Source organism: Ligilactobacillus sp. RTP31139st1_D10_RTP31139_211217, from assembly GCF_040226755.1.
Taxonomy (GTDB): domain Bacteria; phylum Bacillota; class Bacilli; order Lactobacillales; family Lactobacillaceae; genus Ligilactobacillus; species Ligilactobacillus animalis.
Genome location: NZ_JBCOAR010000006.1, coordinates 33,440 through 47,394, shown reverse-complemented (window position 1 = coordinate 47,394; position 13,955 = coordinate 33,440). Strand labels below are relative to the sequence as shown.

The window sequence follows — 13,955 nt, the reverse complement described above, 5'->3', positions numbered from 1 at the left end:
ACTTAGATCGCCTGATCAGTATTTCCCAGGTTATCAGTATTATCAAATGTCAATTTAGCAGCCAAGGCTTCTGCCATATTGGCATAGGTCTTTCCATCTGGAGCGACTACCGTGTAACGATAACCAGCCCGTTCAAATAACGTATCGGAAAGCACTGGAGCTCCTGTTTGATCATAGAACATCAAGCCAGCAGTCTGACCATCATTGAAATACGGAGCTGTCGTAGAAGCTTTTTCAACAGTCTCTGGGACCTGTTTTTGTGGATCATTAGTACTGATCACCACTGCTTTTTGGAAATCAGCGGTATATTTGACGATGAAGTTTTGCGTTGCAACTTGCCCATCGGTCTTATCATCAAAAATCCCCAAACATCCAAAGCTTCTGCTAAACTAGTATATTCCTTGTTGCTCAATAAAGTACCATTTTGATCAACAACCGTGATCTTGTAGGTATAGCCTGGCTTTTTCAACTGAGCATCCGTCACTGTAAATTGGATCTCACTGACCCCAGTTGGTGTTTGACTACCGTTATTTGCTTGCGGATCACCAGTGGCTTGGTCAAGTAATTTACCTTTGAGCGAATCTTCAAACAAGCGAGCCTGATCGACTTGATAGACCCGAGTGATCACAGTTGATCCATCGGCTTTAAAGACCGTACTTGAATATTGATTTTCAACGAATTTATAACCTATGATCGTTGGTGGTGTTGGTAATTTCAACGCTTGCCCTGATGCACCTAAAAGATAATTATTTTCTAGTTCATATTCACCAGTCGTCTCATTTAGCGTAGCTTTTCCTACTAGATCAGGGTAGCCATTGATCAAATTGCCATTTTGATCAACATGCTTGATAGTCGCATAGGCCCCATAGGCATCCGTGATCGTACCGATGACTAGTGCCTTTTGATCAGTGTAACCACCTACTTGACGTAAGGAGACTTTCTTGCCCATATTCGTTTCACTAGTTGGTGAATAAGCTTGAAAATGATAAATGATCTTATTACCCATACTCAAAGTTGGGATATCCATCACTAACGCTTTGATCGTACTCCAGTCAGTAACTTGATCAGCAGTCAACAACTCACTTGGGACTGGCTGTCCACTCTTCCAAGTCGTGCCATCTTCAAATATCAAGGTCGTACCATCTGCGCTTAAAACCGCAGCCTTAGTTGAATAATAAAGCGTATGCGCATCATGCAAATGATTGTTCGTCGTGCCCTTAGCAAGTTCACCTACCGCACTGAGGTTGAGTGTAAATTCTTGTACGGCACTTGGAATATTGCCATCAGTGATCCCTGCTTGAGGGAGATTCATGACTGAGATCACATTTTGCAATGGGGTCGCTAAGTTGTTGACTATCCCCATTTGTAGGGTCTGGAGCCCTTTTAGCTGCCCGTCTTTTGTCAGGTATTCTTTAGCTGGATAATTGAGCCCCTTTTCCGACAACGCATAATTTCCCGTACCCATGATCAATGGAGCCGGCTTGATCTCTTCGGTAGTAACGATCTTAAAATAGACCCTATCATTTGGATCATTGACCAAGGTCGTTTGTGCAACTGAGCCATCATCAAACGTGATCTGGGTCTTTAAGCGTGGCGCTAATTCTGTATTGCTCGTATCGCCACCGAGTTGGATCCAACTGGTATTATTAACGTTATTGACATTAGCTTTATAGACTTGAAGCCCTTCTGTTGACACACCTAATTTTTTAGCTGATCAGCTGTATATAGATCACTCTCTCCACCATTTTTCTTATAAACATAGAGATCCTGTTTCGATAAGCCCGTATCAAAACCATTGACCGCATCAGAAACGACCTGCAAGTTGAACAGCACCCGCATCTTTGGTTTTAGTTCAAAGCCAGTTCCCGTCCAATCCAAGACCATCACTGTCTTACCATCAGCATTTTGTTTTTGGGTGATCTTTGGTTGTGGGGCAACTTGATTTTTATCATTTTTATCGAATGTTACCTGATAAAATTGGTCGCTATTTTTAAAATTCGTCAAAGTCGTTTGATCTGGGAGCGTCAAATACACGATTGGTTCTTTGATCGTTCCATATTCGACCGCTAAAGCATGTCCTGGAAGGTCAGTCGTCGTTTTATTGCCCTTACCAGTTAAAACGCCTCCAGCATCTAAGTTTTTGCCGGTACCGGATTTAGAGACTGTCCCTAGTGTTTCTAACCCTAACGTAAAGGTATCACCTGGTTTATAGGTCGTTGGCTCTTTGTTTCCAAGGTATGATTCCGGTCCACCATAGCCCTGAACTGGTAATTTCAACGGTTCTGAAACTTCTACTTGGAAATTAGTCGTTAAGCGTTTATTCTCGGATTCGACCTGGATCTTTGACTTATAGGTCTGCCCCAGTTGAGCTTTTGAATTTAGATGGCCTAAAATATTGATCAACCCGGAATTGATATCGTTTAAAGCTTCACGATTTGTAGTCCCATTGATCGAATTTTGGTAAGCATTGGCATAATATTTAGCATCTGGCGTTACATCATAAGCTACGATCCTAACGCCCGCTGCTAATTTTTTACCTGTTCTAAATTCACCAAAATAATCGATCTGGCCTGTCAGCGGATCGTAATTTTCCCCCGCTTGAAGACGTTGGGTGATCTTTGTTCCATCTGAACCAGTAACTACGACCGTATAGCCACTTTGCGCTGGATTATAGGACTTGAAATCAGCATGATCATCAGTCACATTGTTGAGCGGCAAAGTGATCCCTGTCGTTGTGATCTCTTCTGGAAATTCAAAATGATATGTCGGCGTAAACTCAGTCAAACCATTAGCCAGCAACCCAACTGCATACAAAACAGGAGCTGAGCTGTCTCCATTGGCTAAGATCGGACGTTTGACCGGGTCAATATCGCCTTCACTTTTACCTGAACCAGTTTTGAGACTATTGTAGTCAGAAACAAGCATCACATCTACGTTGTTGCTTTGTTCACTATTTGAATAATGAATGATGAGCCCATAATTTTCATGCACTGTCGGATCTTCTTTTGGTAAGACTTTTTGGGCAAAGCCTCGTGCTTCAGGTGAGATCGCACTTGGATCTAAAGTCTCACCAGTGTCGATATTTACCGCTCCAAAGTAGTGTTTCTTACCATCTCCCAGATCGACCCATCCAGATGGTGCTTCACTTTGGCCCGAAGTTTGGGTACTCGTATAACGCCCGATAAATGACAATTTAGCACTGTTATTTGTAAATACGATCGGAGAAGTGGTCGTCATAATGATCGGTGTTCCGGCTCCCCCAGGCTGACTGACCTTAAGATTACCGTTTAAAAACGGATCACTTGTATGCATCAGATACTTACTTGTTTCATTTTCATCTAAGATAAAGTTTTCTGGGACAGGGACTTGAACTGTAGCTAAACCACGAACGGCTGGAACAGTCCCTGCAAGCAGGCTATCATTGATGGTCGTGACTTCATAGACATAATTAGTATCGACCGTCACATTGGTCTTACCATCGGTCACATACGCGTCTGCTTTGGTCTCTACTTTAGCCCCAGTAACATTTAAACGCTTTTCTAGAATGAGCTTGACATTTGAACTAGTTGGCGCCGGAACATCATTGATCAAGAAACTGATCTGATAGTTATCGCCACTGACCAAAGTATCATTGTTCAAACTCGAATTTAAATAGGGCTGATAAGCATCGGCACTGTTTCTGAGTTCTTCAGCAAAAATATTGATCGGTTTTACGGTCTGCTTTACCGTTACATTGGTATTGGCAGCTCCACCGGTTATTGTCCAGGTATATTTATAGCTTCCGTCTCCTAGGGCGGTCTTTTGAGGCGAACCAGTAGCATCTAAATTGGCAGCTAGCCCGAGATCTCCACCGTTAGCGGCATTAGGCTTTATGACCATGCTGAAAGTATCGCCATTTTGACCGGTGTACTCAAAAGTCATCCCGATCTTGCCCGCACTCGAACGGGCATTATCAGTTGTAAATGTATACTCTGTCGAACCATCGGCAGCAGTTTGGGATGATAACGTCCCACTATTATCTGCAGTGACCGTATTCACATGGACCGATCTATCCTCAGCTGCGTTTGCTTGAGCAACTGTGCTCTCAGCCGCTACCTTCCGAAAACCAGAAGTTGCTGGCTGTTCTACTGGGGCATCGGCTTGAGTATCTGTTTGAGGTTCAGTTTGCGTAGTATCTGCTTCAGTAGCTGTATCAGTTGACGTTTGCGGCGTCACTTCAGCTTCTGGAGCTGGCGTTGCTTGTACTTGGGTTTGCGCACTTTCGCCTGGTGTTTCTACTGGTTCTAAAGTCTCAGACTCAGCTTCGGGCAGCTTAGCTTCAGGGCTAACATGGATCGAGGTCGTTTCCCCTAAAGTCAAGGTCGTTGTTTCATCCGCTAAAGCTGGCATCTGCATTAAAAGAGCTGAGCTAAACATCGTTATCCCGGCTACGACCCAAGTTTTTTTACGTTTATAAAGCTTATATCGTCGCTTTTCTTCAATAGTGTATTTTTTTAAGTGTATATTTTTCACTTTGATCACTTCCTTTAATCAAAATTGCAGTTTCTTAGTAAAATTTTATAAAAAATATAAAATATATCATTTATTTGTAATGGTGACATAAAGATTAAACTTATACAAAATAAATTGTGTTGCACCCCTTTTGAAACAGCTTTTTTTAATTAATATCTGTAACCATAATATAAAGTTAAATTAGATTTTTTCAACATATACGTACTGTTTTTTATCCATTTTTAATAGTAAATAATATAAAAGAAGCACTATCTCTACCACACCTAAACATGTGATTGATACTTTTATTTGATCTATTCCTTGTGATTCTTGACAAATGGTATAAAAAAACTCAGCCAAGCTTTCACTTGGCTGAGTTACTTTTAAACTTTATATTCTCACGCTTGGAAACCAAATATCCAAGTAATTTCCATTGCCTCTAGGGTCATCAGTATAACGTGTGATAACTTGCAGATCATGACCCTTGATGATATTTTTGCCTAATTCGATCGCAACATTATTAAAGCCACTCTTACCCGCATTATAAGTACCACCTGCGTAACTATTTAAAACGTCTTGCCGTGCACTTACGGTATATTGAGCTCGTCCTAGTTCTTTTTTGGCTGTTTGATCATAAATAATGATAAAAGCATATGGACGCGTTGTTGCCTTGTCAGCGGCATGCCAACCACTTACATGTGCTACATTGTTTCCATCAACATAGAACCTATCTAAATATCCATCATTGCGTTCAAAATTACGATTATTAGACGTAATTTTAGTTGTATAACCACTAGTAGTGTAATTAGCAACTAACGTAATGTTAGAGATATCCAGTCCTGCGACCGGAATATATACATCAAAACCACTCGTTGTCGCATTCTTGTAACTAGCATAACCGTTTTTAGCAACATCAGGGCGTAGGTCCGGCGTATAAGCGACACTGCGTAAGACCCGACCTGTCTTAGTATCGATCACTTCAATATTAGCTACGGTATTCGCAGAAACACGATCAGAAGCATGCCACCCACGAACGTGTAACTTATCATTTACCAATCTCACTTCATCAAAGAAACCAGTATCACGTTTAGCGACTACGAGCGGACGACTCCAAGCATCGATCCGGTTACCTTCGCCACTAGTTGCATCTGAGTAGCGCGCAACGACTTGTAATTCATGTTCAGTAATATCAGCGTTGCCTAATGAGATCACCGTATCAAAGCCACTCTTGCCAGCCTGATAGATCCCACCAGCAAAGCTATTTGCCACGTCATTACGGTTCAATGCTGTATAGCTGACCCGGGCCAATTCACGCCCAGCTGTTTTATCAAAGACGATCAAGAAAGTATATGGGCGCGTCGTTGCTTTATCAGCTGCATGCCAACCACTCACATGTAATTGGTTACCATTTCTGATCGAAATATCATCAAAGTAATCAGCTTCGCGGGCAAAGTGGTATTCCCTTGATGACAAAGTAGCGATCGATCCATAATTAGCAATAACTTTGATATTAGTGATATCCACCCCACTCAATGGAATATAGACATCAAAGCCACTATTGGCTGCATTTTTATAGCTAGCATAGCCATTTTTCACTACATCTGGACGAGCGACTGCAGAATAATTTACCGTCCGTAAAACACGTCCCGTCCGGTTATCGATGAGCTGCAAGTTTGATGTCACACCATTTAGATCTCGATCTGTTGCATGCCAGCCGCGGACATGTAATTGATCTCCAACGATCTTGACCTCATCAAAATTACCTACTTCATTTTTCAGTAAGATATAGCCCTTACTCCACATATCTGTATGGTTACCTTCACCATTAGCCGCATCTGAATAACGCGCGATAAATTGTAATTCATGCCCAGAAATATCGATCCCAGCCAAAGAGAAGTTGACATTAAAGCCACTATTAGCTGCATTATAGATATTTTTGGCATAGCTATTAGCTACATCTTGCCGATACGTTGGAGTATATGCGACTCGTCTCAATTCTTTGCCAGCCGTTTTATCGTAAACGATCACATAAGCATGTCCACGTGAAGCGGATAGGTCAGCTGCATGCCAGCCCCGAATACTTAAATCGTTACCATTCAACGTGATCTCATCAAAGTAACCCGCTTCTCGATTTTTGACAGGAGCCGTCAGTAAGCCATTAAAGTCGATCGAAACGTCTAGTGGCCCCATGTATTCTCGACCTGGAATATATGCTGTTGAAGCAAATTGCCAAGCGCCATAACCGGCATTATGCCACTGTTGTTCATAGTGCCCACCACGGACCGGAGTATATGGATATTGGGCGATCCATGTTCTATCACGTCCGACTGTCGCGATCACTGCATCGCGGTAAAGATAGCTCCCACCAGTATAAACTGCATGGTTAGTAAAACCAGCAACAGATAGAGCATTCCAAAAACTATTCAAGTTTGCTTGAGCATTCACACTATATGTACTACTGTCTTCCATATCTGCAAAGATCAAAGTATCCTTGCTCAAGCCAAAGTTTTGCATCGTATTAGCTGCATGTTGGCCTTCAGCGTAGCCTGCACTCGTATTGTCAAACATTGCATAATGGTAGACCATGACATTCAAGCCAGCGTTACGGGCATATTCGATCTGCTTACTTGCAGCTGGATTGACATAACCTGTCCCTTGAGTAACTTTAACGATCGCTGTTTTAATTCCCAGCTGTTTTAGTTTATTAAAGTCATCTTGGGTCAACCAATCTTGATATGAAGAAACATCGATCGCGTCTGCCCGAGTATAACTGCTATCACCGATATTAAAGTGGTCTGGAGTTGGGACAGCCGCAAATGAGACAGCTACGTTATTAGCTACATTTTGGGTAAAATCCGCTTTTTGGACCGCAAGCGTATTTTCGGTCGCTGTTGCTTGTGTTGCTGTCACTTCATTTGAAGTTGCCGGTTGCGTTGTTGTTTGTGTATCTTGTGCACCAGTCTGAACTGTGGTCTGCGCTTTATCTGTCAGCTGCGTCTCTACATTTTCTTGCTTCTTAGTTTCTGTTTCAGTTGGTTCAGTCTTTGTCTCAACTGTTTGTGTAGTGTCAGTTATTTTATTCTCCTCAGTATCTTGGAGTTGCGTATTTTCTGTTGCTTCAGTTGTAACTACAGCGCCAGTTTCTGCTTGTACTTCGTTTTCAGTAGCTGTTTTTTGCGAGCTATTTTCTGTGGTCAACGTTAGATCAGTCTTAGCCTCAGTAGTAGCTTGCGTTGTTTCAGCTGTCTGTTGTTGAACTTGCGTTGTCGTTGCTGTTTGGTCAGCTTTAGCGACTTGCGTAGTATACATCCCCGTTGAAAAAGCCATCATCGTTACACCCGAAGCTAGTAAAAAATGTTTTTTATTTGCTTTACGGTAATGTGACAAGGCCCTCTTTTTTCTCCTGTAATCCATCCTTGACTTCCTTTCACAATAAAACCATTGCGCCAAACATAAATAGTACTATATTCCAATCAGATACACAGTTCATTATAGCAGTCACTTTTACTTTTTTACACTCATATAATTGCTTTTTATTAAAAAAATTCTTATACTAATATATTGGTGGTTCGCAACCATCCCACCGTAATAAAAAACTAGGAGAGACATTTTATGACAAAAACACATACTCGGACCGTCCAGCTGGCTAAGGCTGGAATGGTCGCAGCTTTATATGTTACCTTTACTTTGATCAACCCATTGAGCTTTGGAGCTGTCCAACTGCGCTTTTCAGAATTGTTCAATAATTTGAGCATTTTTAATAAGCGTTATATCTGGGCGGTAACTTTAGGCTGTGCGATCGCCAACCTTCAATCGCCCCTAGGGATCATCGATGTGATCTTTGGTACTTTAGGGACTTTGGTGATGACTTCGCTTAGCTACTGGGCGACACGCAACATCAGATCGGTACCACTTAAGTTGACCATTTGTGTCATTATATGCACACTGATGTCTTGGAGCGTAGCCTTAGAGTTACACTATGTAAGTGACTTACCATTTTGGGCAACTTATCTTTCTGTCGGGATCGGCGAATTTATTTCGATGACTCTCGGTGCAGTTTTAGTCTATTTCTTAAGTAAAGCAATTGATCTAACAGAATAACGAGGTATTTTAAGATGACATTTGAAGAAGTTTTACCGGCTTTAAAAGCGGGCCGAAAAGCCGTCCGAACTGTAGGTTGGGGCGGAAGTGAAGAATATATCTTTGTCGTTAAAGATGACACTTTAAACGGTGAAAAGATCAACCCTTATCTCATGATCAAAACTAAAGAGGAACCATCACTTTCACAATTCATGCCAACTTCATGCGATGTTTTAGCAACTGACTGGGAATTGGTGGACTAATGACAAATTATCCTCAACTAGCTGGGCAAGTCGTCGTTGGAACTGGCGTAGCTTCGGGGATCGGCTTAGCCCAAGCCTGCGCCTTTCTAGCACAAGGTGTGACCTTTTTCGGGACCGATCTAGTTGAAAACGCCGAGCTCATTGCTCTCAAGCAAGCTTATCCGGCTAGCTTTTACTTTTATCCCTGTGATGTGCGTAAAAGTTCTGATATCAAACAGCTAGTGGCATTTATCTTAGCACATACCACGCAAGTAGATATCTTACTCAATACAGCTGGGATCTTAGATGCTTATACACCTAGTTTAGAAACGACCGAAGAGCTCTGGGATGACATCTTTGATACAAATCTAAAGAGTATCTTTTTATTGACCAACGCACTCTTACCGACCATGTTAGCTCAAAAACATGGCGTGATCGTTAATATGGCTTCGATCGCCGGCTTGATCGCTGGTGGCGGCGGGGCAGCTTACACTGCCAGCAAACATGCGATCATCGGCTATACCAAGCAACTATCTTTTGACTACGCCGCCAAGGGTATTCGGGTCAACTGTCTTGCTCCTGGTGCGATCAAGACCCCGATGAATCAAGCCGATTTTGCAGGCGATGCCACGATGGCCAAAGAAGTTGCCCAAAACACGCCCGCTAAACGTTGGGCTGATCCCAGTGAAGTGGCTGAACTGAGCCTCTTTTTAGCCAGTCCGGCCGCCGATTATATCCACGGTTCAGTCATGCAGATCGATGGTGGCTGGAGCGTTGGTAAATAACTTTTGAGTCCCTCGTATCAGGGACTTTTTTCTTACAAAAAACTAGCTCATAATGCAAACAAGGGCCCGCCACGATCAAGCTATCGTGGTGGGCCCTCATTATTCTTAAGCATAGATCCAACTGACTAAAAGGCTCTTTTCACCCACATGCGCTCTGATCGAGGGTTTGAGCCGTGTGATCTCAAGTCTTGTTTCTGGAAGATCAGCTTGAAACTCTTGTAGCCACTTATTGGCTGTTTCAGCTGAAGCTTCATCACACATCAACATGAGATCGGTCACTACTTGTCCACTACTATTGATCTGTTCGAGCACCTTATGATATGCCTTTTTCATCCGAACACTCGTATCCAAGACTGCTAATTTACCATCATCTGTAAATTCCAGTAGCGTCTTTAAGTGTAATAAAGCATTGCCAACGACCGGAGTTCCATTTGAGACGTAACCAGTTTTACGCAAATTACGAATATCATCGATCACGATGGTCTGCGTCTTATCACGCATCACACTTAACTCGGCTAAGATCTGGGTAACATTTTCACCGGCTTTGACTAGTTTGGCCGCGTGACGCACTAATTTTGCCTGCGCTAAGCCTGTTGTATGTGAATCAAACAGGTGTACATTCAAAGCGCGCACTTCCGCTTTAGCGTATGCTCGTAAATTTTCATCTAAAGCATTGATCCCGTTAGCTAAATAGATGCAGATCACATCCGTATAGCCGTCATCAGCTAAGATCTGCATCTGTTGAGCGAGCGTTTCCCGCGAGACTGAAGCAATATTTAGTGTTTCTTTAGAGTCATTCACGAGGTCAAAAAGCTCGCCATCACGGAGATCTTGACCTTCATAGTATACTTTTTGTCCCAAAAGTAACGGTAAAGCTAATATTTTTACATCTAAATTCGCGGCAGCATCAGCATCGATCACAGCTGAGCTATCCGTTAAAATCGCTATTTTCATTTTATTAAGACACCTATTGTAAAAAGTAATTACTATTATTCTATCACAAAAGAGGCTACAAGTTTTTGTAGCCTCTTTGATCTAACTATATTGTTCAATCTTACTGGTCAAATATTGACGCATATCCGCCAAATGTTTGTAACCAGTCAATTTTTCTTTGGCAACTCCATCGACGAATAATAGCATCGTTGGAATACTCATCACATTATTAGCCACCGCTAGATCTTGGTCTTGTTGGACGTCGACTTTGACAAATTTGATCTGCTCACCAAATTCTTGCTCTAAAGTCTTTAATACCGGCTCAAGTAACTTACAAGGCCCACACCAGTCGGCATAAAAGTCAACTAAGACCAGACCCTTGGCCGTTTTTTGTGCAAATGTCTCTGCGTTCAAATCATCACCCCAAATATCTAATTATAACTCGATCCCTCGAAGAACGACTTGGATATCATGGCCTAATTTAGGGTCATACACCGAAGTCACCATTCCTTGTTCAAACCCCTGCACATTCAAAAAGGCTTGCGCATTTACATCTGACAAGGCTGATGAAGTCATTAACTCTTTGTAGCCTTCACGCTTCAACGCGGATCTGAGTGCCGTCAAAACTTTAGTGGCATAGTGCTGACGCAACTTTGTCTTTTCGGTCATCACTAGCCCTAACCAAGCGCAATTAGCTTGCGGATGATCTAAGACCAGATCTACCAGCACCACTAACTCGTCTTGAGCATAAAAACCTAGATAAAACTTTTGCTCTGGTAAAGCTTTTGACGGCAATGTTTCTAATTCAGCTAAAATATCTGCTTTAGTTACTGGATTTGTTTGATAATGCTGATGATATTCTGAATGTTTAGCCTGTAAAGCTAAGATCTCATCTACATCAGCTGGGGTCAATCGTTTGACTGTGTACGGCAATAAAAAATCTAACCGCTGCAATAACATGAAACTTCCTCTTAATTTCTAACTTTATGAACGACCAAAGTCACTACGACCGAGGCCAAGACTACGATCCCAAAGGCCGCAGCCGGGATCTCGATATCGATCATCGGGATCGTTAAGAATAACTTGATCGCGATCAGACCGATCAAAAAGTACGCCATCACTTCAAGCTCTGGCACGATATCGATCAGTCGCATGATAACTTCTGCGATCCCCCGCATACACAAGATCCCGATCAAGCCACCGATCAAGACGATGACTGGATTAGGTGAGATCGCTAACGAAGCTAAGATCGAATCGATCGAAAAGACGATATCCATCAATTCGATCGAGATCACGACGGACCAAAACAACGGCAAGATCGGTTTGCGTTTTTTGCCCTTTTTCCGCTTAGCACGCTCAGGATACTTCATCCGATAAAAGTGATTGAGCGATAGATACATCAGATAACCTGCACCTAACACCTTGATCTCCCAGAAGTGGATCAGATAAGAGCCGACCCCGATCAAAGCAAAGCGGAAGATATAGGCGCCCCAAAGACCATAGAAAAGTGATTTTTCTTGTTGCTTTTTATCGGGCAACTTTTGGGTCTGGGCAGCTAACACGATCGCATTATCGACGGACAATAGACATTCGATCAAAACTAAGGAGAAAATGATCATCCAGTCTTCACCGGATTCAATCACCGTCTTCCAGTTGTTTACATCAAAAAAAGGACCATATAATTTAGTTAAGATATCCACTTTTTCTCTTCGCTTTCTCTATTAATTTATTCTCCGTCTTTTATCCTAGCACACTGCGAAAAATTTTGTAAAATCAATTAACTTCTATGCTGACTTTTTTTGCCATTTCAACCCAATACCAGAGATCCCACTCAAGATCGAAAATACTGGACACAATAAACTAAAGAAGGTAAATGGTAAGAAAGCTAAAACTGAGATGCCTAATGTCGAAGCTGCAAATGAACCAGCTACGCCCCATGGGACCAAGTAGTTGATGACGCTCCCACCGTCTTCTAAGACCCGACTCAAGCTCAACGGATCGAGTTTCAAGCGTTCAAACGCACCCTTAAACGCACGGCCTGGTAAGATCACAGAGAGGTATTGTTCTCCGACAAATAAGTTGATCGCGATCCCAGAACAGATCGTCACGGTAACTAATTTGCCCGGTGTATTTAATTTCTTAGCTAATGGATCCATCGCAGCGGCGACGATCCCAAATTTCATCAAAAGTCCACCTAAAGCCAATGTCATGATGATCAAGGAAACTGTTCCCATCATGTTGGAGATCCCACCACGAGTCAATAGTGCGTTTACGTCGGCGTTTTTGGTTTGAGCCACAAAACCGGTCTCTACCAAGCTAGCTAATTGTTTGATCGTAAAATGCGGATCATTGATAAAGATCATCACCGTTGAAACAAAAATGTTGATAAACAAGGTCGGGATCGCAGGGATCTTGCACCAAGCACAGACAAACATCAAGATGATCGGTAAACTAGCCCACCAATTGATCGTAAAATGTTGATTTAAAATATTGATCGTTTCATTGACCCGGGTCATATCTGGTGCTTTGCTGGCATGTCCGAGCGCTAAAAAACCAACTAAAGAGATCAAAAATGCGGGGATCGTTGTCCACATCATATTTTTAATATGGGCAAAAAGTTCAGACCCAGCCACGGCTGAAGCTAAGTTGGTCGAATCAGACAACGGCGACATCTTATCGCCAAAGATCGCACCTGATAAGATCGCACCCGCTACTAAAGCTGGATTCAAGCCCATCGTCATCCCCATACCTAAGATCGCGATCCCGACCGTTGAGATCGTGGTAAAACCACTCCCGATCGATAACCCGACCAACGAACAAACGATAAAGGCCGATGGTACAAAGAATTTAACACTCAAGCTATTAAAGCCAAAGACCATCAAGGCTGGAATGATGCCCGCCTTGATCCAAACTGCGATCAAAGTCCCGATCAACAAGAAGATAAAGATCGGAATGATCGCCGTCGTGATACCTTCCGTGATCCCATCATGTACTTCATCCCAAGTTGCTTTTTTGACCTTAGCCCATGCGATAAGCAAAGCGACGACAAATAAAACGGGCAATTGGGGCGAGAGACCAAATCCGATGACCCCTGTCCCTAAAATGGCTAACATCAAAACTAAAATAATAATTGCTTCTCCAAAATTTATCTTTTTCATCCTAATTATTCCCCCGAATCTGAAATTATCTTCGTTACCTTAAGTTCCTCTCGTTATGTAAATAGCGCAAAAGTCCACAGCATTTGTGCACAAAATTCCCTCCTAAATTCTTGACTGACCACAAAAAAAGTCGCCCCTTTAACTAAAAAAGGGACGACTTAAATAAACCGTGGTACCACCCAGCTTAAGCAAGTAATAAAACTCACTTCACTTTCACCGGTGCGATAACGGTCCGGTCTGCCGTTCAGAATCACGTCGTCTATATT

The 13,955-nt window shown here is 42.5% G+C and carries 12 protein-coding genes and 1 riboswitch; of the genes, 3 read left to right on the top strand and 9 right to left on the bottom strand.

The window, feature by feature from the left end:
- Positions 1-2 precede the first annotated feature (2 nt).
- The 4 genes from ABT996_RS04995 to ABT996_RS04980 form a co-directional block, all read right to left on the bottom strand.
- Complete coding sequence (locus tag ABT996_RS04995) at positions 3-368, bottom strand: hypothetical protein (protein ID WP_035446817.1); 366 nt, start codon at positions 366-368, stop codon at positions 3-5.
- Positions 278-1,696, bottom strand: a complete 1,419-nt coding sequence (locus ABT996_RS04990) for a hypothetical protein (RefSeq protein ID WP_035446816.1) — start codon at positions 1,694-1,696, stop codon at positions 278-280. The genes ABT996_RS04995 and ABT996_RS04990 overlap by 91 nt, the downstream gene beginning before the upstream one ends.
- A gap of 2 nt (positions 1,697-1,698) precedes the next feature.
- The gene (locus ABT996_RS04985) at positions 1,699-4,512 is read right to left on the bottom strand and encodes a KxYKxGKxW signal peptide domain-containing protein (RefSeq protein WP_035446815.1); all 2,814 of its coding nucleotides are present in this window, start codon (positions 4,510-4,512) and stop codon (positions 1,699-1,701) included.
- A gap of 369 nt (positions 4,513-4,881) precedes the next feature.
- Positions 4,882-7,905 carry a GH25 family lysozyme gene (locus ABT996_RS04980; protein ID WP_052006303.1) on the bottom strand — a complete coding sequence of 1,008 codons (3,024 nt, stop codon included), beginning with the start codon at positions 7,903-7,905 and terminating at the stop codon, positions 4,882-4,884.
- A gap of 144 nt (positions 7,906-8,049) precedes the next feature.
- A riboswitch (PreQ1 riboswitch) is annotated at positions 8,050-8,097 on the top strand.
- Positions 8,098-8,103: 6 nt separating this feature from the next.
- Between ABT996_RS04980 and ABT996_RS04975 the strand changes: the two genes are divergently transcribed.
- From ABT996_RS04975 to ABT996_RS04965, 3 genes are read left to right on the top strand one after another with little or no spacing between them, the layout of a single operon-like run.
- Positions 8,104-8,592: a QueT transporter family protein gene (locus ABT996_RS04975; protein ID WP_035446814.1), complete on the top strand. Its 489-nt coding sequence runs from the start codon at positions 8,104-8,106 to the stop codon at positions 8,590-8,592.
- A gap of 14 nt (positions 8,593-8,606) precedes the next feature.
- Complete coding sequence (locus tag ABT996_RS04970; protein WP_035446813.1) at positions 8,607-8,834, top strand: DUF2829 domain-containing protein; 228 nt, start codon at positions 8,607-8,609, stop codon at positions 8,832-8,834.
- A complete protein-coding gene (locus ABT996_RS04965; protein ID WP_035446812.1) occupies positions 8,834-9,598 on the top strand; it encodes a 3-oxoacyl-ACP reductase in 765 nt (254 codons plus the stop codon). Before ABT996_RS04970 ends, ABT996_RS04965 begins: the two co-directional genes overlap by 1 nt.
- Before the next feature lie 105 nt (positions 9,599-9,703).
- Here ABT996_RS04965 and ABT996_RS04960 read toward each other — a convergent pair whose 3' ends face one another.
- The 5 genes from ABT996_RS04960 to nhaC all read right to left on the bottom strand — a co-directional run bounded on the left by ABT996_RS04960 (position 9,704) and on the right by nhaC (position 13,689).
- Entirely contained in the window at positions 9,704-10,552 is an 849-nt protein-coding gene (locus ABT996_RS04960; protein WP_035446811.1) for a DegV family protein, read from the bottom strand.
- An 81-nt stretch (positions 10,553-10,633) separates the two neighbouring features.
- Entirely contained in the window at positions 10,634-10,945 is a 312-nt protein-coding gene (gene trxA / locus ABT996_RS04955; RefSeq protein WP_081797059.1) for a thioredoxin, read from the bottom strand.
- Between the two features lie 21 nt (positions 10,946-10,966).
- A complete protein-coding gene (locus tag ABT996_RS04950) occupies positions 10,967-11,491 on the bottom strand; it encodes a GNAT family N-acetyltransferase (protein ID WP_035446809.1) in 525 nt (174 codons plus the stop codon).
- An 11-nt stretch (positions 11,492-11,502) separates the two neighbouring features.
- Positions 11,503-12,231, bottom strand: coding sequence for a TerC family protein (locus ABT996_RS04945; RefSeq protein ID WP_010690255.1), 729 nt, complete (start codon positions 12,229-12,231; stop codon positions 11,503-11,505).
- An 84-nt stretch (positions 12,232-12,315) separates the two neighbouring features.
- Entirely contained in the window at positions 12,316-13,689 is a 1,374-nt protein-coding gene (gene nhaC / locus ABT996_RS04940; RefSeq protein ID WP_035446808.1) for a Na+/H+ antiporter NhaC, read from the bottom strand.
- Positions 13,690-13,955 lie beyond the last annotated feature (266 nt).

Excerpts from the sequence above, each read along its gene's own strand:
- ABT996_RS04980 (WP_052006303.1), bottom strand. The coding sequence starts at position 7,905 with ATGGATTACAGGAGAAAAAAGAGGGCCTTGTCACATTACCGTAAAGCA.
- ABT996_RS04975 (WP_035446814.1), top strand. The coding sequence starts at position 8,104 with ATGACAAAAACACATACTCGGACCGTCCAGCTGGCTAAGGCTGGAATG.
- ABT996_RS04970 (WP_035446813.1), top strand. The coding sequence starts at position 8,607 with ATGACATTTGAAGAAGTTTTACCGGCTTTAAAAGCGGGCCGAAAAGCC.
- ABT996_RS04965 (WP_035446812.1), top strand. The coding sequence starts at position 8,834 with ATGACAAATTATCCTCAACTAGCTGGGCAAGTCGTCGTTGGAACTGGC.
- ABT996_RS04960 (WP_035446811.1), bottom strand. The coding sequence starts at position 10,552 with ATGAAAATAGCGATTTTAACGGATAGCTCAGCTGTGATCGATGCTGAT.
- ABT996_RS04950 (WP_035446809.1), bottom strand. The coding sequence starts at position 11,491 with ATGTTATTGCAGCGGTTAGATTTTTTATTGCCGTACACAGTCAAACGA.
- nhaC (WP_035446808.1), bottom strand. The coding sequence starts at position 13,689 with ATGAAAAAGATAAATTTTGGAGAAGCAATTATTATTTTAGTTTTGATG.